The organism is Rhodococcus sp. NPDC047139, from assembly GCF_040643435.1.
In the GTDB taxonomy this organism is placed as follows: Bacteria; Actinomycetota; Actinomycetes; order Mycobacteriales; family Mycobacteriaceae; genus Rhodococcus.
Genome location: NZ_JBEYUH010000010.1, coordinates 22,353 through 46,751, shown reverse-complemented (window position 1 = coordinate 46,751; position 24,399 = coordinate 22,353). Strand labels below are relative to the sequence as shown.

Sequence of the window (24,399 nt, the reverse complement as noted above, 5' to 3'; positions counted from 1 at the left end):
TTCGTCGCGTTGGTGCCGGTCCTGCGTTCAGCAGGGCGACAAACGGTAGGCGAGCGGTGCGAGATAGGGGTACGTGGCGAGTCCGCAGGTACCGTCGGCCGCGACATAGGCGATGCCGGTATCTACCAGCGGGATCGATCCCATCGTCTCGTTCCACGCCGCGACCGCCTCGACACCCAGCCGGGTGCGCTCCTCACCGAGGGGCTGAGCGACCGCCTGGGCCACCAGGTCGTTGACGACGGGCTCGTCGTCGAAGCCGTAGTTGAAGGGGCCACCCTTCGTGTGCAGCAGGCTCATGGCGTAAGCGATGTCGGCGGCGGCCGGCGCCTCACTGGTGAGCAGGGCGTCGAACGACGACGTCGTCTGCACCTCCGAGAAGCGCGACGCGCTACCGACGTTCTCGATCTGCACCCTCACCCCCAACTCCTTCCATACGGACTGCAGGGCGATCGCGACACTGTTCGCGTCGACGCCCGGCGCTGAACCGGCGCTGACGGTGAGGGTCAGATCGAAGCCGTCGGCGAAGGGCGTCGACGCCATGAGCCGCTTCGCCTCCTCCAGGTCGTACGAGAAGTACTTACCGGGGGCACCGTCCACGCCAGGGACGCTGGACGACAACACCGATTCCGAGGGCTCGGCCGTGCCGCTGTACACGGTGTCGGCGAGCAGCTGCCGGTCGACCGCCATGGACATGGCCCGTCGCACGTCGGCGTTCGCGAGCGCCGGGATCGCCTTCTTGTTGAGCACGACCACCTGCTGACTCAACGAGGGAGAGACGTAGGTGTCGAACCCGGCGACGTCCTTCATCTCGTCGTAGACGTTGCCCGGCACGCGGGCCGCGAAATCGGCGGACCCGGACTTGAGCAGCTGGACTGGCGACTGGGCACCGGCACTCAGCACCACCACGCTGTCGTAGGGCGGCTCGCCCTCCCAGTAGTTCTCGTTGGCGGTGTAGACGATACGTTCACCGGGCTGGAACGACTCTACCGTGTACGGACCGAAGTTGGCGCTGTTCGTGCGCAGCCACTCCGCCGCCCACGGATCGTCCTCCGTAGCGTGTTCCTTCACAGCGGTGCTGTCGAGAATGCCGGGATAGTAGTAGGTGATCGCGAACAGGACCAGGGGTGTGACCGCACCGTTCAGCCGGACGGTGCCCTCGTCGATGATGGTGACGGGCTCGGCGGGATCGAGGCCGCCGGTGGTCATGAGGAACTTCCCGATGGAGTCCTCGACCGCGACCGCCCGCTCGAAGGTGTAGGCGACATCCTCTGCGGTGAGGGGGTTTCCGGCCGCCGACGTGGCGTCACGCAGCTTCAGGACCAGCCCTTCGGGTACGAGCTCGTACGACTCCGCCAGCCCGGGGACCACCTGGTCCACACCGGGGAGCACCGACTCGCCACGTTCCTGGGGTTCGTACTGCAGCAGGCTGCTGAGCATCGGGAGGTGCGCGAACTGCGCTGCGACCGGCTCCATCAGCGGGTAGAGCGTGTTCGGCACCGCCGGCACGGACAGGGTGAGCTGGTTGTCGCTCGACGCTCCGTTCGTGGAGGTCGCACCGCCGGCACCCGCGCAACCGCTCACCGCAAAGGTGAGGGCGGTGGCCACAGCAGTCCAGCGGAGCGCACGCCGGCGCACGGCCGGTCCGAGAGTTGAAACGATCACGTGTGGTTCTCCGAATCGATCTGGTGCGAGTGGATTCCGAAGCATCCGCCCGAGCGCGGGATACCGCTCGGTACGGGCATCGGACCTTCGACGGTCACGTAGTTGAAATCTATTGGCCCACTTGTCCAAGTGAGCGCGAAGCACCCGGTCTCGCTGCGTTCGCGAGCACCGTGCACCACATGAGGGGGTCGGAAGAGGTAACTTCCCGAGGCGTAAACCGGTTCCTCCTCGAGGGCGACGTCGCCGGTGACGATGAATGCCTCCTCCGACACGGTGTGGAAATGCTGCCCCGCGCGTCCGACCCACCCCGGGGGAAGCCTGAGCGCATAGGTCTGGGACCCCGTGTCTGGATCCTCACGGAGAACTGCCATCTCGGATCGATTTCTGCCCTGCCCGTGGGCCCTCCACAAAAAATCGACCGGATCCGTGTGGAGCACAACGTCTGCTCCGCCCCGGGGCGGCACGACAACCCCCACCCGCTGGACGAGCATCACAACGGGACACGCGGATCGCACGACCGCAGTGGAACCTGTCCCGGAGAGCCAGCGATGGTAGCTCCCCGCCGCTCCTGATGCACCGTCCTCGAAGAGGAGTTCCCCTTCGAGGACGAACACCTCGAGATCACCGTTCCCCAGACCGATTTCGGCGTCGGACCATCCGTCTGGCACCTCGAAGAGCGAGATCGTCGCATCCTCGCTCTCATCACGGTTGAGTTCGCGGCATCGGGCGCCCGCCCCGAGATTCATCCAGGCCGACTCGGTCACGTGCCGGTACTGGACGTGGGGTTTCATCGGACGGAACAACGGGACATGCGGACAGCATTCGCTTGCACGGGGATTCGCATGAACATGATTCTGCACCCCATTTGCCGGGAATCGATTTCCTGGGGGTTAATAATCCGGGACGATCACGCATCCCATGTTGATAACGCCCCTCGGTATATGAGGACAGTCGTCTCAACCGCCGAGAACGGGTTCGACGGGGAGGGTGATGCGTGATTCCATACTCCTGTAGCTCTAACTTCCTGCTGCCGAAGGGAATACAGAAAATGCAGGTAGAGAACCGTGTCGCCCTGGTGACAGCCGCCGGAGGACACACCGGGTCGGTGATCGCACACGTGCTGGCGGAAGGGGGCGCGTCGGTCGCCCTCCAGGTCCGGAAATCGAATCCGTCGGTCGACCGGCTTGCGAACGAACTGAAGACGCTGACCGAGGTGCGCGTGATCGAGGGAACGATCGATCACCAGGAATGCGCTCTGGACGTAGTACGCAGGGTCACAGAGGAACTCGGGCCTGTGGAGATCCTCGTGAACAACGCCGGTGGCATGCGCACGGGAGCCTTCGAGTCGTTGCAGCCGGAAGATCTGGAGTTCACGCTCGATGCGAACCTCCGGACTTCCTGGTGGTGCGCGCAGGCAGTGGTCCCCGCGATGGTGGAACGGGGGTTCGGCCGGATCGTGAACGTCACATCGATCGGCGCGACCGGCAGCTCCCGGAACGCGAACTATGCCGTGTCGAAGGCGGCAACCGACGGACTGACACGAACTCTGGCTCTGGAGTTCGGTCGCCACGGCATCACCGTCAATTCGGTGGTGCCGGGGCTCATCGCGAACGAGAAACTGAACGCATTGGAGCCGACGACCCTCGCCCGGCTGGTGTCCCCGTCCCCCATGGGACGTGCCGTAGAGTCGATCGATGTCGCGAACGCCGTGCGTTTCCTCGCCTCGGAGGAGGCCCGCTTCATCACGGGACAACGTCTCCACGTCTCGGCCGGTATCTACCGCACGGTGGCCGGGATGGACACGTCCGGGGTGTGAACGACTTTCGACCTTCCCGTCCGGGATGTAACTGCCGGACGGGAAGACTCGGGTTCGACCCTGCCGACGCGATCGGCAGCGCAGAGCAGACCCCCGGCCCCGAACCACGTGGAGGGTCGAGCCTCCTTGTGATTCGAGCTGGCCGGGGGCCTGGTCGATTGTCCGTCCGTCGAGTGACGGCGGTGTTGTCGGGCTGCGTTCGTGTCAGGCTGCGGCGGCCTGGATGGTGGTGCGGCTCTTCATCAACGGCTGGATCCGGGTACCGAAGTTCTCGATACCCTCGACGAAATCGTCGAACGTGAGCATGACGCCCTTGATGCCCTCGAGCTCAGCGACCTCGTCGAGCATCCTCGCCACCGTCTCGTAGGAACCCACCAGCGTGCCCATATTGAAATTCACCGCACCCTCGGGCAACGAAATGGTCTTCGCCGTCGACGCATCGTCCGCGGTGGCATCGGCCGCCGACTGATCCGCCATATACCCCAGCGCCGCCAGATCGGCATTGTCGTGGTAATCCTGCCACTTCGCCTGCGCCGCTTCATCCGTCTCATCGGCAATGATCATGAACAACGTCAACGCACCCACATCCCGGCCCGTCTCACCGGCCGCCTCGACGAGAGTGGCCACCGACTCCGAGATCGCCGTCGGAGTGTTGATACCCGAACCCATGATGAAATTGAAATCCGCCATCTCCGAGGCGAACTTCATACCACTCTTGGACTGCCCGGCCGCCACGATCGGAACCCCACCGCCGGACGGACTCGGCGACAGCACACACTCGTCCATCGTGTAGTGCTCGCCCTTGAAATTACTGACCCCGTCCGCCCACAACTGCTTCATCACCGTCACATACTCGGTGGCCTGCGCGTAGCGATAACCGAAGTACTCTTCGCCCGGCCACAACCCCATCTGCGTGTACTCGTTGGGCGCCCAACCGGTCACGATGTTCACACCGAACCGGCCAGGAGCGATCGAATCGATCGTCGACGCCATCCGGGCCACCATCGCCGGCGGCAGGGTCAGGATCGGAGTGGAAGCGAACAGCTTGATCTTCTCGGTTACCGCCGCAAGACCGGCCATGAGCGTGAACGATTCGAGATTGTGATCCCAGAACTCGGTCTCGCCACCGAAACCCTTGAGCTTGATCATCGACAGGGCGAAGTCGAGGCCGTGCTTCTCCGCCTTCTGCACGATCGTCTTGTTGAGTTCGAACGAGGGCATGTACTGCGGGGCACTCTTGGAGATGAGCCAACCGTTGTTTCCGATGGGAATGAACACACCGATTTCCATGTCACGCACTCCTGACGGGCGGGGAGATTCGAGGACGCGACCCGGCCACACTGCCCGACTCGCTGTGCATTCGAATGTATCCAGCAGTTGTTGCCGTCTTCGTGCCCACCGGTAACAGATCTGTTGCCCGTGTTAACGATCGAGGACAAGATCCGCACACGCCGCGGGATGGCACGACGCGCTCCCTCGCTCCACCCACTGAACCCCGAAGCTGCGGTGTACGGGACGGTCTGCTGTTCCGTCGATCCGTGCGAGGAGAAGTTCTGCCGCAGCCGCAGCCATCTCACCGAACGGTTGGCGCACCGTCGTGAGATCGAAGATCGCCCAGCTCGACTGCTGCAGATCGTTGTAACCGACTATCGAAACATCCCCCGGCACATCGAGCTTCAGCCGCTGGGCGGCGTCGATGGTGCCGTAGGCGATGTAGTCGGTGGCACAGAAGACCGCCGTCGGACGGTCCGGAGCAGCGAGCAGAGCAAGTCCACCCTCGAGCCCGGTGGCAGCATCCACCGGGCCCCGGTGAATATGCCGCTCCTCGACCACGATGCCCCGGTCCTCGAGCTCCTCACGGAAACCCAACTCACGCAGCCGGATACTCGGGTGCTGCAACGGTCCTGAGATCAGACCGATCCTCGTATGCCCCATCTCCACGAGATGTTGCGCGACGAGCCGGCCCCCGCCGGCATTGTCCGAGGTCACCCGGTCCACCTTGTCGGCGTACTTACCGTCCACGTCACGGTTGAGAATCACCAGTGGGATGTTCCAGTCGATCATCTCCGACACCATCGGAGAATCGAGCCGGGAGGAGATGAACACGACCCCGTCCACCAGTCCGCCGCGGAGGGCGAGGATGTCCTTCTCCAAGGATCCCTCGGTGCGGTCGCTCATGAGCAACACCCGGTAGTCGTTGCCGGCGAAGCAGTCCTGGAGGGTGTTCACGAGCGTGGGATACGACGGATTGTGCAGGTCGCCGCTGACGATGCCGATCGTCCACGATTTCCGGGTAATCAGGCTCCGTGCCGTGACATGAGGTACGTAGCCCATCTCCTTCGCCAGCGCCCGGATACGCACCCGCGTGTCCTCGACGACTCGCGGATCGTCGCGCAGCGCACGTGAGACGGTCGACTGCGACACACCCGCGCGGCGGGCGACGTCGTAACTGGTGACCGACCTGTTGCTCATTCCCGGATTGTAAGGAGAGGCGGGGCGAGAGAGCCACACTGCGGGCCTGTTTCACGTGGAGAACACCCGTGAAATGCGTACGAAACCCGAGTGCGGGTCGCCTGCGCACCTCAGGCCAGGATCTCGACGTACCCGCCCGCGCCGTTCACGCGGATTCGTTGCCCATCACGAATGAGACCGGTGGCGTTCTGTACCCCCACCACGGCCGGCAGTCCGTACTCGCGGGCGATCACAGCACCGTGGGTCATCAGGCCCCCGACCTCCGTCACCAGTCCGTCGACCGCCACGAACGAGGGTGTCCAACTCGGGTCGGTGTATGCGGTGACAAGGATGTCGCCCGGGGCCAGATCGGCCCGGGAGATGTCGGTGACGACCCGCGCCCGGCCTTCGACGATTCCGGCAGAGACGGCCAATCCCACCAGCGCGCCCTCGGGCAGATTCTCCCGGCGGTACGCACCGGAGAGGGCCTCCCCCGTCGACAGGAGCACGCGCGGCGGTTTCAGTGCTTCGAACGCGACGAATTCGCTTTTCCGTTCGGCGACGACCTCGTCGTACGGTCGAGACGTCCTCACTGCCCCCTCGAGTTCGTCGAACCGCAGGTAGAAGATGTCCTCCTTCTCGCGGATCACCCCGGCGGCGACCAGACGTCCGGCTTCACGCAACAAGGCCTGCTTGTAGACGAAGTAGCGAGCGACCATTGCGTACTTCGGATACTCGCGGTATCCCGCGAAGTTCCGGATTCGGTCGATCAGACCCTTGATCTCGTCCGCCTTCTGCTCCCCGTCCGGCAACGCGCGCACGCCCTCGAGCAGTATCGCTTCCTTCTGCCGCGACTCCCGGCTGCCGCGTTCGACGCGTCGTCGACGTTCTCCCGGATCGAAGTTCTCGATGTTGCTCAGAACCGCCGGCACGAGAGCGGTGGGCTGTTCACTCCACCGGGGTCGCGTGATGTCGATTTCTCCGACGCACCGCATGCCGTACCGGGTCAGGTATTCGTCGAAGGCCGCCCGCGCGGGCGTGCCTCCCTCTCGCTGTTCCAGTTCGCGGAGGAAACATTCGTCGTCGAATCCACTGTCTTCCAACGACTTCAGGAATGTCACCACCTCCGGGTACGGCCGGATGGCGTCTGCGACGTCGAGCAGCATCAGGCCCATCTCGGACGTGACGTTGTGCGGCACCGATCGACTGATGGTGTCTGCAACGTTCCTCTCCCCCAACCAATCCGCGACCAGATGGTTCAGCCGGGTCGCAGCCTCCATTCCCGCCATGATCGCCTCCCCGCTGCGTGGATCGAACAGCCTCCGCTGCAGCTCCGCGATATCGGCACGGATGAAGTCGAGCAGCGCCGGTCCGGATTTGCCTTCGATCGCCTGCGCGCATTCGGCGACCGATGCTTCTCCCTGCGCTATGAGTGCCGGGACGATGGCGGGGTCGAGGTCGGGTGAGGCCGGCGGAAGACCGACCGGCGCACCGGGCGAATCGTCGTCCGGACGTACCGGAACGAATCCGCGATCGAGAACGGTCTGCAGCGCGTCCCCGATCAGCGGGTCGGATGTACCGAGCGCCGCCGCCAGTTCGGGCCCCCGCGCAGGCGAGGCCAGCATCGACGTGACGTCGACGAACAACCTCCCACCCGCGTGACGCATGGGCGCCCGGCTCGTCATTTGCCACACGGAGATCCCGAGCGGCTTCATCGCGTCGGTCATCATCTGCTGATGGCCGACGGAGACATATACGTGGTTCTCGTCGTCATCGGCCTCCGGGATCGGGAACAGAGTGGTGATCGGACGGCTCTGCACGATCCGGAAAGCACCGCCCACCAGGCACCACTCGATGTCCTGCGGACACCCGAAATGCGCTTCGATCGTCCGTCCCAGGTGTACGAGATCTCGGATCTGCGGGTCGGTCAGGACCGGTGTCTCCTGTCGCTGCATTCTGTCCACGACTTTGTCCGCCCGCACGGTGTACACGTCTGCGTTCACCAGACCGGACACCAGCTCGTCCCCGAGCCCGAATCCCGCGTCCACCCGTGCGACCGTGCGGTCGGAAATGACGGGATCGGCGGTGAACAGGACGCCCGACGCCTGTGGGAACACCATCCGTTGCACGATCACGGCCATCCCGACCCCGCCGTGGCCGAAACCGTTACGCAGCCGGTAAGCGACGGCGCGCTCGGTGAACAGCGATGCCCAGCACTTGTGGACGTGCCGGATCACCTCCTCCGCTCCGCCGACATTCAGGTAGCTGTCCTGTTGTCCTGCAAATGAAGCCGTGGGCAGGTCTTCGGCGGTCGCGCTGGAGCGCACGGCGACGGCATCACCGCCGAGTGCGTGGAGACGTCCGACGATCTCCTCGGCGAGACCGTCCGGCATCGGGCACCCTTCGATCTCCTTCCGGACCTGACTGCTCAGCGCTGCGATGCCGGCCCGATCCTCGGGGCGAACCCGCGCAAGTTGCTCGAGCAGCTCGTCAATGTGCGGCGCCTTGCAGAGAATCGCGCGGAAGGCTCCTGTCGTCACACAGAAGCCGTCCGGCACGTCGACACCGTCGATGCGTCGCAACTCTCCGAGGTTCGCCGCCTTGCCACCCACGTCCGAGATCGTCGTCCGGTCGATGTCCTGAAGGTCGAGTATGTATCCCATTCCGGTTCCCCACCTGCTGATCCGATGCTGTTCCGGCGAGTATGAACCGGATTTTCGATCCTCATGAGGGCGACGGATCCTGTATAACGTGAAAGGGGAAAGACGAAACCGAATCTTCGGTGTTCCCGACCGCGAATACCGATGTCGGAGACACCGAAGTTCATAGCTGGAACGGCACCCCGAACTCCGAACTCACACGCAGCGCCTGGTCTGTCACTCGTTCCGCCAGATCTATCCGTTCCTCGAGCGTGCCCGTGAGCAACACCCAGGAGCGCCCCGTCGCGGTGAGAGCGTCGACGAACCAGTCCGTCATTCGGCCGCGGATGTGCTCACCGTCCCGAATACCGTCCTGGACAAAGGGGACGCCGACGTGATCGGTGACCAGATACAGCGCTCGCCGCTCGCGGACACCCGGCCATGCTCCGCCGCTGCTACCGAGATAGCGACGTTCCCACACGGTTGTCGCGAAGGCATCGGTGTCACAGACCAGCAACGGTGATCCCCGGCGAGCCGCGTCGTCCTCCTGCCTGGACTGTTCGACTGCGATGTGGGCGAAGTCGTCACTGGTCCAGACGAGGTCGTCCATCGTCGTGGTCGGATCGACCTCGCGAGCCTGCTCGAGTTTGTCGTGGGTGGCGCGACGCCCGTACTCGGCCACCCACCGCGTCCGCGCCCAGACACCTCCGCGTTTCCGGTACCGGCGGGCCAGTGCACGGCTGACCGTCGTGGTGCCTGTCGACTCGGAGCCGAGGACGACGATGCGAGTCGTGAGTCCCGCCCGCGCCGGTGCATCGAGGTCGTCCCAACAGCGAGCCAGATCCGTGCGGCACGCAGTCCCGGATACCGGGTACACGATGCGTTCCGGGTCGACGCACACATGGGTGGCCGAGAAGCGTTGCGCGAGTTCGTCACCGTACTTCTCACTGGATACCACCGCATCGACAGGAATGTCGGTGACGGCGCGCACGGCCGCTTTCATGCAGGCCACCTGCGCGGCCCAGACGGCGCTCGACTCGAGATCCATCGGTGCGTCGCAAGGAATTCCGGTGATCGAGACCGTCGGGTCGCCGACGTGCGACTCCCGCATCCAGGACACCCGATCTTCCAACGGAATCGACTCTGCCGCAGAAGACATCACCACGACGGTGACGCGGTCGGCGATGTCCGCCGCGCATCGCACGAGGTGATGATGACCGGCATGGGGTGGATAGAACTTGCCTATGACGAGCGCGTGCCGATACATCAGCACACCTCCACGAGTTTCCGCTCGGTCACCATCGACCGGCGCCAGGCGATCAGTCCGCGGACGCACAGAAGCAGGAATCCCACGTACAGCAGTGCCGTCAACGTCAGACCCTTGTGCAGGTAGAGCGGGATGTAGATCAGATCGGCCGCAATCCACAGCAGCCAGGACTCCCACCGCTTCTTCGCCTGTCCCCAGGTCGCCAGCAGGGACAGCACCGTGGTGGCCGCATCCCAGAACGCGACGGTGGAGTTCGTCGCCACCTCGAGTAGTGCGGTCAGAGCGATCACCGAGGCGACGCCGACGACTGCGAGCGCACCCCATTCGGCCGTGCTCGTAGCCGTCACCGGCAGGGCGTTCCCCTCTCGCCCCCGCGCCCAGTTGCTCCATCCCCACACCGCGAGGGCGATGTAGACCACCTGAAGTCCGGAATCCGCGTAGAGTCCGGCGGTCGCGAAGAGCAGGATCCACACGAGATTGTTTGCGATGCCGATGGGCCAGTTGTGGATCGACTGCCGCCCGACCAAGTACACACACCATGCACCGGTGACGAAACCGAACACCTCGGCCCACGTCGTGGGCACACCGGACACGGTGAACGCTGTCGAGTTCAGAAATGCGATCATCGTCGCCACCTTTCGCTTGTGGCAGCGATTAGATCATGTTTGCTCTAATAAGGGCAACGGCCGGACACGACTTCGGTGTTCTCGACCGCGAATACCGAGGTGGAGAACACCGAAGTTCACCACTCAGCGAGGGTCGGGGCCTTCCACGAGCGGCAGCGATTCGTCGGCGGTCCACGCATTGAGTGAACCGTCGTAGACCGCGGCATCCGACCGGCCGGCGGCAGCGAGCGCATGGGCAAGCCCCGCAGCCGCGATACCGCCGCCGCAGTAGGTCACCGGCTTCACCTCCGGATTCAGCGCACCCGCCTTCTCGAAGATGTCCCGCAGCTCCGCCGCCGCCTTCAACCGACCCGTCTCGGAGTCGACGAGATCGCCGAACGGGATGTTGATGCTGCCGGGGATGTGCCCGCGCCGCGGATAGGACGGGCTCTCCCCGCGGTAGGTAGCGGGGTCCAGCGCGTTGATGATCAGTGTGTTCGGGTCGTCGAGCGACGCTGCGATCTCCTCGGTCGAGAAGACAAGGCCCGGACGATGGTTCGGAGTGAAGGTCGCGCCACGCGGCACCACCTGCTCGTCGGAGACCGGATATCCGGAGAGCTTCCACGCAGGCAGCCCTCCGTCGAGCACGGCGGCGTCGTCGAAACCTTCGAGCCGCAGTTGCCACCACAGTCGCGCTGCCCAGATGCCGTTCTTCTGGTCGTACAGCACGACGCGTCGCCCCTCCCCGATCCCCACCGCCCCGGCGGCGATCGCGAATCGCTCCGACGATGCCGCCGTGAACGGTTGCGGTGCCAGGTGGTCGGAGAAGTCGGTGAACAGGTCGGCGTACACCGCGCCGGGAATGTGCTCCTCCAGGTAGGTCGCCAACCCGGGTTCGATGTGCACCGATCCGTCCGGCGGCATGCTCAGGTGCACGGTGGCATCGACGATGACGAGATCCTCGTCCCCCAGCTGCTCGTACAGCCACTCCGGGGAGACCGTGTTCGGCTTCGTGTCGCTCATAGGAGGTTCTCCTCTGTTCGGCGTCTGCCTCCAGTAGAACAGCCGGAGCACTCCACGACCATGCGCAGTGCCGGTCTCGCACGGTGCCGGAGGCCGTCCTGATCACGGCCACGGCCTGGACGACTTGTGTGGGTTGGACCCCGCCCAGCGGGGCCCAACCCACACGAATCGTCTCGAGTTCTATTCCGACCCGCTGCCGGCGAGGTTCTTTCCGCTCGTTTCCGATGCGGTCCAGGCCGCGATGATCGTGACGAAGGCGGTACCCGCGAGGATGATGCTCAGCGGCAGGCTCGATCCGTCCGAGGCGACCAGCAGGCTCGCGGCGATCATCGGCGTGAAACCGGCACCGATGAGGCTGGCGAACTGGTAACCGAACGAGACACCGGTGTAGCGCACGTTCGTGCCGAACATCTCCGACAGCATCGGCGCGAGCGGCGCGTACATGGCGGCCTGCACCGACTGCGCCATCAGCAGGGCCACGGTCAGCAGCACGACCGAACCGGTGTCGATCATCGCGTACAGGGGGAAGGCGAAGAGCACGGCCACCGCCGCGCCCGTGAGGCTCACCGCGCGGCGGCCCACACGGTCCGACAGCGCCGAGAAGCTCGGGATCGCGATGATCGAGACGACCGACATCAGCACGAGAATCCGCATGACCGTTGACGACTCGTACCCGACCGAGGTGGTGTACGAGATGATGTGCGAGGTGATGAGCGCGGTCATGGCGAACGGCCCGATGCCCACCGCGCACGCGAGGATCAGCGGACGCGGGCTCCGGAGCAGTTGCAGCACCGGCGGTTTCTCGCTCGCCGCAGCCTTCGACTTCTCCGCAGCCTCCTCGAAGACCGGGCTCTCGACCACGCTCATACGGATGTAGAGGCCGATCGCCAGGAGCGCCGCGCTCGCGATGAAGGGAATGCGCCAGCCCCACGATTCGAACGACTCGTCCGGCAGCAGGGTCGCGAGCATGACCGCCGCCGTCGACAGCAGGAATCCGATCGGCGACCCGAGTTGCATGAGGCCGGTCCACAAACCGCGCCGGCGATCGTCGGAGTGCTCGGCGACCATCAGTGCCGCACCGCCCCATTCGCCGCCGACGGCGATGCCCTGCACGACCCGCAGTGTCACGAGCAGGATGGGCGCCAACACGCCGATCTGCTCGTAGGTGGGCAGGATGCCGATCGCGAAGCTCGCGATACCCATCATCACCATCGTGATGACGAGCATGGACTTGCGTCCCAGACTGTCACCGAAGTGCCCGAACACCAGGCCGCCGAGCGGTCGCGCGACGTAACCGGCAGCGAGTGTTCCGAACGCTGCGATCGTCGAGACCGCGGAGTTCGACGACGGAAAGAACAGATCGCCGAAGATCAGTGCGGCCATCGTGCTGTAGAGCAGGAAGTCGTAATACTCGATAGTGGTGCCCAGCAGGCTCGACAGCGTGACCTTCCGCAGTTGCGAGAGATCGCCGGATGCCGGCACATCGGAGGCGGTGTTCGCTTCCTCGATGGACGTGGACGCGGGTTGCTCCATCAAGCGCTCCTGAGGTCGTAGGAACAGGGTCGATGACGCGCCATCACTGGACAGCTGTGTGACGCGCGTCACTGGAACCCTGTCAATACGGTCGGCACGGACCAACTACCTGTCCGCTCAGTGAGACGTTCGCGCAACCGCGGGGGCGGCCTAATCCGTAGAGCTCGCCCGGGCCACCCGACGGCCGGCGTGCCAACTGTCCTCCACCACGCGTGGCTTGCACGCCTGATAGGCACCGGTCATCAGGATCGCAACAGCGACCGTCATGAGCGCGAACGACGCGGTCCATCCCGAGGTGAGGTCGTGGAAGACACCGAACAGCAGAGGCCCGAGACACGCTGCGGTGTAGCCCACGCCCTGAGTGAAGCCGGACAGCGCCGCGGACCCGGCGTGCGTGCGGGAACGCAGGTTGATGAGGGTCAGCGCCATCGGGAAGGTGCTCGGTCCGAGTCCGAGCAGCACGACCCACAGGATCGGGGCACTCATCGGTGCAATCCACAGGCCGGCGAATGCCGCGAGGAAGCACGCACCGCACGCCAGGACCACAGGGAAGGGGTTCTCCATCCGGGCACACAGCGACGGAGCGCCGAAGGCGGAGACCAGACCCAACAGGGCGAACAAGCCGACCATCGCGCCACCGAACGCCGGGCTTGCGCCCGCATCGGCGAGTATGTCGGGGATCCACGTGAACATCGAGTACGTGACGAGGGAGGTCATGCCGAACATGCCGGCCATTCCCCAGCCCACCGGTGAGCGCCATACCCTCCCGGGAGCATGTCGATCGGCGGGCAGCGCATCCTCGGACTCGGCAAAGCGACGACGCCACAGGACCCATAGCCACGGCAGTGCCGCAGCGAATGCGACCAGCGCCCACACCCCCAGCGAGACGCGCCATCCGAATGCGTCGGCGAGAGGTACCGCCACGAAAGCGGGCACGATGGTACTCAGCTGGACACCCACGATGTACACCGAACTGACCAGTGCCAGGCCGTCGGAGAAATAGCGTTTGACCAGAGGAGGGATGACGACATTGCCGATGCCCATTCCGCCCAGCGCGAGACCGGACAGAAGCAGCAGCGACCACGTATCGGTCATCAGCGCACGCAGGGCCATACCTGTGCCCGCCATGAGCATCGCGATCAGCGCTGTGCGTTCGAGTCCCCATCTGCGGCCGAGCATCGGGGTGGCGAGGCCGAACGCCGCAAACATCGCAGTCGGGATCATGCCGAACACGCCGACGATCGTGGAGGAGAAGCCGATCTCCTCGCTGATCTGCGCAGCGAGGGGGCTGAACGAGGTGACCGCGAGTCGCAGGACGAGCGCCGACATCGTGATCGCACCGAACACCAGCAGACGACCACGAAGCAGACTCACAATCGAAATCATAGGATGATGGGATGACTTTGGGAAAACCTGTTCGCCGCACCAACCTGATCGAGCAGGTCACCGAACAGTTGCGCAGTGAGATCTGCAGCGGACGCTGGAAGGTCGGCGACCGTATCCCCACCGAACCCCAACTGTGCGAGTTCACCGGCACCGGCCGTAACACTGTCCGCGAAGCCGTGCAGGCGCTCGTGCACATCGGCTTGCTCGAACGCCGCCAGGGATCGGGTACCTATGTCGTCGCCACCTCCCATCTCAGCGGCACACTCGGCAAGTACTTCGCCACCGCCCACGAGCGCGACGTACTGGAGTTGCGGCAGACGCTCGACGTCACCGCCGCCGTTCTGGCCGCCCGTCGCCGCACTCCCGAGGATGCCGCCCGGCTCGAGCAGTTGCTCGCCGATCGCAACCGACTCTTCGGCGGCTCCGACACCGCTGCTGCGGTGGACGCCGACGTTGCATTGCACAGGGCCATCGTCGAGGCCAGCCACAATGCGGTGTATCTCGAGTTCTACGACTCGCTGCTCCCGTCGATCCGCCGCACCATCGACCGGCACGTCCGCGTCACCGGGCTCGCATTCGAGCCCGAACACACCGCGCTCGTGGCTGCCGTGATCGACGGTGACGAAGATGCGGCCGTCCAGACCGCGCGGGCGTTGTTCGCGGAACTCGCCGGCTGATTCGTACGGCGCGAAATCTCGGGTCAGCGGAACAGGCCGGCGTTCTTCTCTGCCCACTGCGCGAAGGTCGTCGCCGGCCTGCCGAGCACGTCCGCAACCGCCGTAGTCGGCAGTTGCGGCCGGTCGACGAACGCAGCGCGGCCGTCCAGATACCACCCGGCGTACTCCCCCATCACGCGAGATAGCGCTTCTTCTGCCTCCTCACGCGGCGCTTCGACGAACGGCACGTCGCGGCCGAGCACACGTCCGATCTCGTGCACGATTTGCGGGTGGGTCAGCAACTCCGGTCCGGTGAGTTCGTACGTTCGCCCCGAATGCGACTCGTCGAGCAGCGCCCGAGCCGCGACCGCAGCGATGTCCTCCAGCGCGATCGGAGCGTTCGCCGCGGTGGGATAGGCGCCGACGACACGGCCGGTCGTGCGGATCTGCTCCGCCCAGATTGTCGCGTTGCTCATAAACTCACCCGGTTCGAGGTGGGTACATTCCAGCCCGGATGCCTCCACGTCGGCTTCGATGCCGTACCACTCCGTCCCGGGGCCGCCGGTGAGGGTGACGAGCCGTCGCACGCCCGCGTCCCGAGCGAGTACCGCAACTTCCCGCGCCACCGCAGGAACCGGAGCAAGATATACGGTGTCGATGCCGTCGAACACGCCGTCGAGGGATTCCGGCCTGCCTACATAACCTTTCGCAACCTCCACCCCCTCGGGCAATGCCGCGCGAGCGGGATTCACCGTCAGCGCGCGCACGACCGGGGCGCCTGCACGCAACAGTTCGTCCACCACCAGTCTGCCGACGTTTCCGGTCGCCCCCGTTACGAGAATCGCCACCGTTCGAGCCTAGAGCGATACCCGAGCCGACGATGGCCGGATCATCATTCCCGTTGTAGGCCAATCGAATAGGGACCAGAAATACCAAGTACCGCCATCCGGCCGCGATGCGCAGGTAACGGCCCGGTCGTCTACCGAGCATTCGGAGAACATCGTAAATATCATTCCGGCAAACACGGTGCTGAATCGAATTCGACAGCGGTAACTTTGGTACACCACATTTCCCCATGTCTCTGCCACACATCGGAAAAAATCTTGCTGGAATCGTCTCGGAGGCCGACGTGCGTGGATTCGGTATCGATCTCGGAACAGCCAACACCGTCGTCGGTACCCCCGAAGACGGCATAGTCTTGAACGAGCCGTCGCTGATGATGGTTCGGACCTCGGATCCGCACCGGGCGCTCGCGATCGGTCAGGAGGCGAACGACCTCGTCGACCGCACTCCCGGCGGGATCATGCCGGTTCGTCCGATACGTGACGGCGTGATCGTGGACCTCGGAACGGCTCGGGCGTTCCTCACAGCCGTTATCAAACAGTCGGCTCCGCGCCGACGGTACGGGTTACGGCCCGCAGGCGTCATCGCAGTTCCCGCAGGCGCCACCCCCCTCGAGCGTCGTGCGTTGCTCGAGGTCGGGCACGAGGCCGGTCTCCGGAAGGTGGGATTGATACCGGAACCGGTCGCCGGTGCCCTCGGCTGCGGTTTCAATCCACTCGAACCCCGCACTCATCTCATCGTCGACATCGGCGGTGGCACTTCGGAAGTCACCGCCATCTGTTACGGCGGAGTCCTTTCCCACCGCAGTTGCCGAACCGCAGGAGACGACCTGACGCGAGCGATACACCGGTATCTACGCGCGGAACACGGCATCCTCGTCGGTGAACTCACCGCCGAGCGAGCAAAGGTGGGCGCACCCGAGACCGCCGACGAACGGTCACTCGTGGTGGAGGGCAGCGACGCCTCGACCGGCCGGGCGCGACTGGTGACCCTCGAAATCGAGGAGCTCATGGATGCCCTGCGGCCCACCACGAACAGCATCGTGCAGACCCTCTCCGAGAGCCTCGACGATCTGCCCCCGCGGGCTATCGGTGACGTGATGACCGAAGGCATTCTGGCCATCGGCGGTGGGTCGATGCTGCGTGGCCTGTCGCAGCTGCTCGAAGACGCTTTCGGGCTCCCTGTGAAGACTGCCGAGCGCCCACTCACCTGCGTCGCAGAAGGTGCGACGGCGTGCATGGACCATCCCGAGGTGGTCGCGGCTTACAGCTCCTGATCGTCCACGGGTTCGGCATCTCAGCGGGCCGGCTCCGTGCCCGGGGTTTGCGCGAGGTAGCGCTCGAGGAGACTCTGGACCACCGGCCCGGCTGTCGCGGAACCGAATCCGCCCCCGCGTATCAACGCTGTCACCACGATCTCGGGCGCGTCGAAGGGTACAACCGCGGAAAACCAGGCATTGAGGCCCTTTCCGGGCGCCGACGGGTCCTCCGCAGTACCGGTCTTCGCACCGGCCGGCACCGGGAGACTTGCCAATTGGCCGGCGGTACCGGCCGCCGCGGACGCCCGCATACCCGCTCGCACAGGACCGAGTTCGTCCGCAAAAGACAACCGATGAGGTTCCTCGGTAGGGACAGGCACACCCTCCCCCGAGCCGTACGCCGCCGCGAGCTGCGGCGTCACCATCGCCCCGGAGGCGATGCCCGCCGTCCAGCGTGCGACCTGCAGCGGGGTCGCAGTGACGGTGCCCTGACCTATTCCCATCAGCAGAGTCGACCCCGGATACCAGGTTCCACCGATACTTCCGACGTTCTCCGGTGTGCCGACGAACCCCTCGGACTCGCTCGGTAGATCGATCCCCGACCGCGTGCCCGCGCCCAGTTCGGTAGCGGTCGTCGCAATGCGCTCGGGGCCGACGAGATCTGCGAGTTGGTAGAAATAGACATTGTCCGACCACTGGATCGCCCCGAGCAGATCGTTCGGCCCCATCGGCTGCCAGTTCGCGAACGTTTGCCCACCGTAGGTGTACGAGGCCCCACCCGCGAGTACGGCATCCGGGGACAAGATGTGGGACGCCGCATTCGCAGAAGCCGTCACGATCTTGAACGTCGAACCGGGAGGCGCTGCCGTCTGGACGGCGTGGTTGAGCATCCGCCCCGGGCCCGAGCCCTCGGTCTGCGCTGCGAGCGCAACGGGGTCGACAGGTGGGCCGTAGACGTTGTTGTCGTAGCCGGGGACGCTGGCGAGGGCCAGCACACCCCCGGTTCGGACATCCATCACTACCGCCGCACCCAGGTCACCCCCGCTCGTGCCCACTGCCTGGGCGAGCGCGTCGGTCGCGGCCTGCTGCATGCCGAGATCGAGGTGCAACCGCAGGTCGTGACCCCGCACCGGATCGACCCGCTCCCCTGTGCCGATCGGCTGCCCGGCCGGATCGACGTACATGCACTGCTTGCCGTCGACCCCGCGAAGCAACGCGTCGTACTGCTTCTCCAGTCCTGCCTTGCCCACTCGCGACCCGAGTGCGAGGTTCGGCCAGAACTGCATGTCCTGCTGATCTGCGACCCCGACGTACCCGAGGATCGATGCCAGCACCGGCCCCTGCGGATACTGCCGGCGGCCGGTGGGGTACACGAGTACCCAGGGCAGCCGGGCGTCCACGATCTGCCGAGCCTGCTCGGCCCCGACGCGTCCGAGTACGACCTGCAGGTCCTCCTCCCCGTTGCGGAGCTCCTCCTCGAGCTTGTCGTGGGTGATGCCGAGGAGTGCGGCGAGTTCGTCGCGCACCGCAGGGTCGCCGTCCGCGAACATGCGTGTGACCACCGAGACGGTGTACTCGGCGACATTGACCGCGACCGGCACACCGTTGCGGTCCAGGAGCTGACCGCGTTCGGCGGGGAGCCTGAGGCAACGCAACATCTGCGTGTCGCTCGTCGCGCGCAGCTCTGCGCCGTGAGCGGACTGCAGTTGCCAGGCGAACACCGACATCGCGACGAGCGATGCCGTCAGCGTGACTGCACCTGTCGACACTCCGCGTGGGCGGCGGCGCCGGGGTGACTCCATGGCCCACAGCGACCGGGTCACGCCGTCGCGGCGGACTGCGAGTACCAACCCGATGGACGCGAATCCGACGATCGAGGCCGTGCCCCCGTAACTGAACAGGGGAATCGGCATACCGGTGTGCGGCAGCAGCGACAAGCTCTGGGCGATCGAGACCGCGGTGTGGATTCCGAACACCCCGCCGATCCCTGCCGCGATGAGCGCTGCTTCCCGGGTCCGTGCCGTTCGGGCTGCGCGCACCGCCCGCCAGACGATGACCACGACCGCCACCACAACGGCCAGTCCGGCGACCAGGCCCCATCCGTACACCAGGCTGGCAAAGGCGAGGTCGTGTTCCGATTCGGGCAGATACTCGGCTCTCAGGCCGTAATCCGGCTGGCGGCCGAGCCCCCACCATCCCGCGCTGCCGATCGCGATGTCCGCCTGCCATGCCGCCCAGCCCGATCCCTGGGGGTCTGCGTCGTTCGAGAGGAATACGTGGATCCGCTCGAGCTGGTACGGGCGGAGGAACAGCACGGCCAGCGGGAGTGAGGCGACACCCAGCGCAAACAGCGGGAGCAGCGACCGCAGCGGCACCTTGGCGAGGATCAGCATGAGGATCACGGTGGCCACGAGCACCAGGGCCGTCGACAGGTCGGGCTGCAGCGCGACCAGCGCGATCGGCACGGCGGCGACACCCAGCACCGCAACGAACCTGCGGAGCGTGTACCCACCGGCGAGTATCGCGGCGGGTACCAGGACGAGAGCGAGCTTGGCGATCTCCGAGGGTTGCAGGGTGAAGATGCCGAGGTTCAGCCAGCGCTGAGCGCCCTTCGTGGCGATACCGATCAACGGCACCGCCGCGAGCAGGACGACCGACACGGTCAGCAGCACCCAGCCGAAGCGGCCCATGGCAGCGATCCGCATCCGCGACGTCGCCCACATGGCACCGAGGCCGACCAGGGCGAGAATCGCATGGCGCACCGCAAGCGATGTCATGCCGGTGGCGAGCATGTTGAGCATGCCGAGTGCCACCAGGGCGACTGCCGCCGCGACGAGCCAGGGGTCGGACTTGTGACTGTCCCGCTTATCTGCCTGCATCGGAGTCCCCGGGCGGACAGGTCGCGTTCTCCACGGGCACGTACACCGGCTCCGAGGCGGCCGCGGCGGGGACACTCGTTGTCGCCGCGATGCCGAACGCGGAGTCGGCCGGCAGGTCGACGCGGCCGATCCCGTATGCCTCCTGCCCACCCGTCGGCACCGTAACCTCACCACCCGGCCGGACGTCGCCCGTGCATCGGTCGTAGACGGTCAGATTCCATGTCACCGCACCGACATTCGCAGCCGGGTCGACTCCGATGTCGACCCGGATGGTGCACGATCGTCCCGCCTCACAGGCGCCGTTGGCGAATGTCGCGGCCACCCGGGTGATCGGCCCGGCGGCGCCCGGAAGGCCGGTATCGACAGGACCGGGTTCGACAGCTCCTGGCTCGGCCGGCGGGGGTGCCACTTCGGGTTCCGGTGGTGGCGGCGATACCGGACTTATCTGGTCCGACATCGGTGTCTCCACCGGGTCCAGAAGCGCGCTCCAGCCCCGCTTCAGCTCCGACCATGCAGTGGGAGCTGCCCACACCGATCCGACGAGCGCCAGGACCGCAAGCAGAGCGAGTAGTCCTCGGAGCCGCGACGGCCGTCTCTTCTTGCGGTGCCAGACCTTCCCTACGGGGGGATGCCACGTGCTCGAAGCGAGGGAGGACCGCTTCGCGGGGAGGGGCTTGTCCGAAACGTCCGTTCGATCCACGTGGCTCTCCGGGTGATCGCGTCCCAGCACGGCTGCGACGAGCGCGGCCAGCTGGGACCTTTTCCTTTCCACCTCGGAAGGGTCGAATTCCTTTGCGGCAGAACGTCGGACCGATCTCGCCAAGCCGGCGAGATCCGATGATTCGGCGATCGACTCGTCCACTCGGTCTGCAAGTGCCGCGCTGCGACAGTTCGTCGCGATCTGCCGGAGCACTCCTGACACCGCGGCTCGCAGGTCGTCCCAGGATCTCGCGGGCCCGTCGCATTCGATGGTGAGGTGTCCACTCTCGGACACCGTCGCGGCATCGCTTCGGAGACTCGTCGGGTATCTGTCTCGTCCGTGCGCCAGTTCGAGCTGGTCGACGACATCCGTGACGAGCAGTGCGGCCTGAGCAGCTGTCAATGTCGCCGCCTCGAGCAGCCTCTCGAGCGAGATACCGCCGACACCTGTGTCGTCGTCGATCCGCGCATCCGGTCCGGATCGCGGCTCCACGGGCTCGTCGTCCCTCGCATGGAGTCCCAAGACTGCTTCGATCATCGCGCATCCCGAAAACGCCAGGCTCCAGCCTGGTATCGACCCAGCCGGAGCGGGCGGGTATTGACCTTCCAGTGCCTTTCTCATTCGCCTACTCGTCGCCGAAATCCATTGTTTGTCATTCGACCCGAGTTGCGGCGGCTTTCGGCCGAAACGTTGCGGGTTGCGCGACGATCTGTAGCTTTCGCGTCGGCTCTCCGCCTTGCGGCCTCGGTGCGGCGGTGTTCACCCGCGACAAGAAGGAGCCCGCGGGTCGCGCGCGGTGGCGGTGGAGTGGTTCCGCCCGCTACCGACCCCGTTCGCGGTCGATGTACCCGAGCTGACACGCGAAATGCAGGTAGTCGACTACTCCTGACTGCCGATCGCCGACGAGGGAGGCTGTGTCTACATCAGGGAGAGCAGTCCGATGAAGATGAATCCGACGTAGCCGAACAGCGGAAGACAGAAGCCGAATCCGGCCGTCTGTCGACGGGAGGGCAGTGCATCTCGGCGGCTGCACGGACACAGTATGAGTGCGGGCAGGTGGTTATGGTGACCGGTCGACGTAGCGCCTTGATCGTCGCTTGTGCCGACTATCAAGACTCAGGTTTGCAGCGACTCCGAGCCCCTGCGCAGGACGCCGAGGCTCTCGCATCCGTCTTGAAGGATCCTCAGATCGGGGGCTTCGATGTGCGCATGCTCTTGGACGAGCCCGCCCACGTGGTGAGCGAAGGAGTCGAGGAGTTCTTCGCCGACCGCAGCCCGGAGGACCTTCTACTGCTGCACTTCTCCTGTCACGGCGTCAAAGACGAATCGGGCGAACTGTATTTCGCGGCGTCGAACACCAAATTGACTCGCCTCGGAGCGACAGGGGTTGCGGCGGAGTTCGTCAACCGTCGCATGAACAGAAGCCGCTCCCGGCGAGTCATCCTGTTGCTGGACTGCTGCTATGCCGGCGCCTTCGAAAGGGGTATGACCCATCGGGCCGACACCAGTATGAACCTCCAAGAACACTTGAGTGGACGGGGTCGCGCTGTGATCACAGCGTCGAGTTCGATGGAGTATTCCTTCGAGAGCGGAGAATTGGCAGATACCTCCGGTGCTGGTCCCTCGGTGTTCACCGATGCGCTGGTCGGGGGGCTTGCAACCGGCGAAGCCGATCGCAATCAGGACGGGTTGATCACCCTCGACGAGCTGTACGACCACGTATATGCCAAAGTACGAGCACGTTCACCGAATCAGACACCTGGCAAGTGGGTGTTCGGTGTACAGGGCGATCTGCATATCGCCCGACGCGTCCGCCGGTTGAGCGAGCCGACGCCCCTACCGGTCGAGCTCGAGCAGTTGATCGACAATCCCATCTCGAGCGTCCGCGCCGCTGCTGTCAACGAACTCCAGAAACTTCGCAGGGGCCGGCATCTGGGCCTCGCGGAGTCTGCTGAGCAGGCGCTGCAGAAGCTCACCAAGGACGACAGCCGTAGCGTGGCCACAGCCGCGTCGGCTGCGCTTCTGGAACAGATTCGATTGCCGGTGCTGCCGTCGGTCGATTCGGATGCTGTACGCCGGAGTTCTTCGGAGTCGCGAACCGGTTCCGCGGCTTCGCTCCCACCGAAACAGGCGTCGCCGTCCAGCGGGCCGCACGCTACCCCGCGACCGCCGCGGCCGCCTCATATCGCCGCGCCGCGCAAACCCCCGGACGCGCAACCGATGCGTAACTCTTCGGTCCACGCGAATCCAGCACATGCCTCTGCCTTTCCGCGGCAGACACAGGAACGGGTCACCCACTCGTCTGCGGGATCCCCCGAGATTGCCCCGACGCCGAGGAAGGATGCTCTCCTCTGGCTCTCCGCAGGCGCATCGACGATACTCGCCGCCCTCTTGATGGCGTTGAAACCGTTTGCACCGTATGCACGATACTCCGATGAAACGTTGGTCGACCTGGGCCCGCAACTGGTTCTACCGGTCCTCGGTATGGCAGGGCTGGCGGGTGTCATCGGCATCAGCCTCTGTGGCTCCCTCAGGAGCAAGCTGCAAGGAGCAGGCATGCTTCTCGGAGTGAGTGCGGCCGTCCCGTGGTTGATCTGGGACCAGTGGGATCCCCGGACCATGTGGGGTCCGGCTACATGGAGCTGGTACGTAGGCCTCTGGCTCCTGTTACCTGCCGCCGGGCTTGCGGGACTCGCCGTACTTCGATCTCCCGAGGTACATCTGAACTGGCGGGCAAGCATGCCCGCGAAATCGTGGATCTTCTTGTCGCTGGGCGTGGTCTCTGCTGTCGTGTTGGGGGCCGGGCAGTTCGGTGTCGCCGAGTATCCGGTCGGCACGGACAGTTGGGGAATCGGCGTGTGGGTGATCATGGCACTTGTGGTGCCCATCTGCGTTTCAGCTGCCTCACCACACCGGTTCGCGGTTTCGCTGGCGACAGGATGGGCCGGTGCCGCTGCGATCGCGGCCTACTACTCCGCGCGTTCCGTCAGTCAGATGGGGCTCGATATCTGGTTGATCATCGTCTTCGTTGTGCTCCTGGCCGCACTGGTCGTCGCCACAGTGTCCGCAGGTCTGCATTCCTTGCGGCCGCAGCACGTCGACCCTGATCCCACCGCGGGTTATGCAGGCCTGTGACGGCGGAGGAACTCGTCGACCAACTGTCTCTCGCTCTCCGGCGAGGCATCCGTGAGCTCGATATGATCCTCACCGATCCGGACACTGATCCCGAGTTGGCGCCGATCCGAACGCCAACCTCGCACGGTCTCCAACAATTGCCGTAGGGCAGTGAGGCTGGGCCCGATCCCGACGACCAGTTGCCCGATCACCTCGGCGTCCACGCCCCGGGTGCCAGGAGGGGCAGCCCCACCCCTTTGAGCCCTGACATCCTCGACATCCAGGTCGAGCAGTTCGGACCGGAGGGTTCGGGCTGCTTCGTCGATTTCACCAGCATCGAGTTCGCTGCTGCTCAAGATCACATCCACGTCGACACGCTGTGGCTGGGAAGCATCCACTATCGAAGCGTAACGCTGCGTGGCGGTCTGCCGTGCGGCTTCCGCAAGCGGACAACCGAGTGCCTTGTCACGCAGATGGCTCGCCGAACTCGGATTCGAGTACTCCACTACTCATGCCCGGCTGCGCTGCCCTCGACAGACTCGTATGCACGGTTCGGCGCGTTCAGCC

The 24,399-nt window shown here is 65.2% G+C and carries 18 protein-coding genes; 4 read left to right on the top strand and 14 right to left on the bottom strand.

Features of this window, described 5'->3' with window-relative positions; genetic code table 11:
* Positions 1-27: 27 nt before the first annotated feature.
* Positions 28-1,662, bottom strand: a complete 1,635-nt coding sequence (locus ABZ789_RS14445; protein ID WP_358424740.1) for an ABC transporter substrate-binding protein — start codon at positions 1,660-1,662, stop codon at positions 28-30.
* Positions 1,659-2,426, bottom strand: a complete 768-nt coding sequence (locus tag ABZ789_RS14440; protein WP_358424738.1) for a hypothetical protein — start codon at positions 2,424-2,426, stop codon at positions 1,659-1,661. The genes ABZ789_RS14445 and ABZ789_RS14440 overlap by 4 nt, the downstream gene beginning before the upstream one ends.
* 284 nt (positions 2,427-2,710) lie before the next feature.
* On the opposite strand from ABZ789_RS14440, the gene ABZ789_RS14435 reads away from it, so the two are divergent.
* The gene (locus tag ABZ789_RS14435) at positions 2,711-3,478 is read left to right on the top strand and encodes an SDR family oxidoreductase (protein ID WP_358424736.1); all 768 of its coding nucleotides are present in this window, start codon (positions 2,711-2,713) and stop codon (positions 3,476-3,478) included.
* 204 nt (positions 3,479-3,682) lie between these two features.
* Here the strand turns inward: ABZ789_RS14435 and rutA are convergent, their stop codons facing one another.
* The 8 genes from rutA to ABZ789_RS14395 form a co-directional block, all read right to left on the bottom strand.
* Positions 3,683-4,768 (bottom strand): pyrimidine utilization protein A, encoded by a 1,086-nt coding sequence (rutA, locus tag ABZ789_RS14430; protein WP_358424734.1) that lies wholly within the window; start codon positions 4,766-4,768, stop codon positions 3,683-3,685.
* Positions 4,769-4,900: 132 nt separating this feature from the next.
* Complete coding sequence (locus ABZ789_RS14425; RefSeq protein ID WP_358424732.1) at positions 4,901-5,950, bottom strand: LacI family DNA-binding transcriptional regulator; 1,050 nt, start codon at positions 5,948-5,950, stop codon at positions 4,901-4,903.
* A 110-nt stretch (positions 5,951-6,060) separates the two neighbouring features.
* Positions 6,061-8,592, bottom strand: coding sequence for a rifamycin-inactivating phosphotransferase (gene rph, locus ABZ789_RS14420; protein WP_358424730.1), 2,532 nt, complete (start codon positions 8,590-8,592; stop codon positions 6,061-6,063).
* Between the two features lie 160 nt (positions 8,593-8,752).
* On the bottom strand, positions 8,753-9,835 hold the full coding sequence (locus ABZ789_RS14415) for an AAA family ATPase (RefSeq protein ID WP_358424728.1): 1,083 nt from the start codon (positions 9,833-9,835) through the stop codon (positions 8,753-8,755).
* On the bottom strand, positions 9,835-10,461 hold the full coding sequence (pnuC, locus tag ABZ789_RS14410; RefSeq protein WP_358424726.1) for a nicotinamide riboside transporter PnuC: 627 nt from the start codon (positions 10,459-10,461) through the stop codon (positions 9,835-9,837). The genes ABZ789_RS14415 and pnuC overlap by 1 nt, the downstream gene beginning before the upstream one ends.
* Before the next feature lie 123 nt (positions 10,462-10,584).
* Positions 10,585-11,463, bottom strand: coding sequence for a sulfurtransferase (locus tag ABZ789_RS14405; protein WP_358424724.1), 879 nt, complete (start codon positions 11,461-11,463; stop codon positions 10,585-10,587).
* 180 nt (positions 11,464-11,643) lie between these two features.
* Positions 11,644-12,996: an MFS transporter gene (locus tag ABZ789_RS14400; protein WP_358424722.1), complete on the bottom strand. Its 1,353-nt coding sequence runs from the start codon at positions 12,994-12,996 to the stop codon at positions 11,644-11,646.
* Positions 12,997-13,146: 150 nt separating this feature from the next.
* Positions 13,147-14,382 carry an MFS transporter gene (locus ABZ789_RS14395; protein ID WP_358424720.1) on the bottom strand — a complete coding sequence of 412 codons (1,236 nt, stop codon included), beginning with the start codon at positions 14,380-14,382 and terminating at the stop codon, positions 13,147-13,149.
* An 11-nt stretch (positions 14,383-14,393) separates the two neighbouring features.
* Between ABZ789_RS14395 and ABZ789_RS14390 the strand changes: the two genes are divergently transcribed.
* The gene (locus ABZ789_RS14390) at positions 14,394-15,059 is read left to right on the top strand and encodes a FadR/GntR family transcriptional regulator (RefSeq protein ID WP_358424718.1); all 666 of its coding nucleotides are present in this window, start codon (positions 14,394-14,396) and stop codon (positions 15,057-15,059) included.
* 23 nt (positions 15,060-15,082) lie between these two features.
* Here ABZ789_RS14390 and ABZ789_RS14385 read toward each other — a convergent pair whose 3' ends face one another.
* Positions 15,083-15,886: an NAD(P)H-binding protein gene (locus ABZ789_RS14385; protein WP_358424716.1), complete on the bottom strand. Its 804-nt coding sequence runs from the start codon at positions 15,884-15,886 to the stop codon at positions 15,083-15,085.
* Positions 15,887-16,167: 281 nt separating this feature from the next.
* Between ABZ789_RS14385 and ABZ789_RS14380 the strand changes: the two genes are divergently transcribed.
* Positions 16,168-17,157, top strand: coding sequence for a rod shape-determining protein (locus ABZ789_RS14380; protein WP_358424951.1), 990 nt, complete (start codon positions 16,168-16,170; stop codon positions 17,155-17,157).
* Positions 17,158-17,177: 20 nt separating this feature from the next.
* Here ABZ789_RS14380 and ABZ789_RS14375 read toward each other — a convergent pair whose 3' ends face one another.
* Together ABZ789_RS14375 and ABZ789_RS14370 are read right to left on the bottom strand one after the other, a co-directional pair.
* Positions 17,178-20,018 carry an FtsW/RodA/SpoVE family cell cycle protein gene (locus ABZ789_RS14375; protein WP_358424714.1) on the bottom strand — a complete coding sequence of 947 codons (2,841 nt, stop codon included), beginning with the start codon at positions 20,016-20,018 and terminating at the stop codon, positions 17,178-17,180.
* Positions 20,005-21,255 (bottom strand): hypothetical protein, encoded by a 1,251-nt coding sequence (locus tag ABZ789_RS14370; protein ID WP_358424712.1) that lies wholly within the window; start codon positions 21,253-21,255, stop codon positions 20,005-20,007. The genes ABZ789_RS14375 and ABZ789_RS14370 overlap by 14 nt, the downstream gene beginning before the upstream one ends.
* Here ABZ789_RS14370 and ABZ789_RS14365 point away from each other — a divergent pair.
* On the top strand, positions 21,229-23,853 hold the full coding sequence (locus tag ABZ789_RS14365) for a caspase family protein (RefSeq protein WP_358424710.1): 2,625 nt from the start codon (positions 21,229-21,231) through the stop codon (positions 23,851-23,853). The genes ABZ789_RS14370 and ABZ789_RS14365 overlap by 27 nt on opposite strands.
* Here ABZ789_RS14365 and ABZ789_RS14360 read toward each other — a convergent pair.
* The gene (locus ABZ789_RS14360) at positions 23,838-24,230 is read right to left on the bottom strand and encodes a hypothetical protein (protein ID WP_358424708.1); all 393 of its coding nucleotides are present in this window, start codon (positions 24,228-24,230) and stop codon (positions 23,838-23,840) included. The two genes, ABZ789_RS14365 and ABZ789_RS14360, sit on opposite strands and share 16 nt — an antisense overlap.
* Between the last annotated feature and the right edge of the window lie 169 nt (positions 24,231-24,399).